This is a genomic window from Arsenophonus sp. ENCA, assembly GCF_002287155.1.
GTDB classification, from domain to species: Bacteria; Pseudomonadota; Gammaproteobacteria; order Enterobacterales; family Enterobacteriaceae; genus Arsenophonus; species Arsenophonus nilaparvatae.
On sequence record NZ_NHNG01000697.1, the window covers coordinates 1 to 509 of the forward strand.

General features: G+C 36.7%; 2 pseudogenes. Both read right to left on the reverse strand.

The annotated features are described in order from the left end of the window. Positions 1–145: 145 nt before the first annotated feature. A pseudogene (locus CBG25_RS18350) lies at positions 146–277 on the reverse strand (cytosine permease); the annotation flags it as partial. A 20-nt stretch (positions 278–297) separates the two neighbouring features. Continuing rightward, positions 298–509 (reverse strand): annotated as a pseudogene (locus CBG25_RS18355) (hypothetical protein); the annotation flags it as partial.

Genomic DNA, 509 nt, shown 5'->3' on the forward strand with positions numbered 1-509 from the left:
TAATCCAATGATTGCTTTACATAAACGATTATCTCGTAACAGCCGCTCTTTGTTGATCATTTCAAACCTTTATTCTCTAAGTTAAACCTCTTTTTATTCTCAATAGCGTGACAAAAAATGCAAGTCTCTATTCAGCAACTAGTTTAATAAAATAATCAGTTAGCATCACGCCGACTATAGGGGGAAAGACCACACCAAGCAGCGTTAAAAAATCCACAAATCTTTCCAAAATCCCTAAAACAGAAAGCGTTGTTCCAATGATACCTATTGTTAAGGTGACACGAGTTTCGCACAAAACTAATTTGGGTACGCTAATAAAACACGGATGTGCTCAGCAATAGCATTTTTGATTACGTCCCAATTTTGTTGATAAAGGGTTATTTTTTCAGATATACGACGTTTATGTTGTTCAAACCACGCAGAAATAGCGAGAAAAATATGATTTCTTTGCGCTCGGCTCGTGCGAGCCTGACAGCGTTCAATACCACAATTTTGTTTAACTTCTCGAT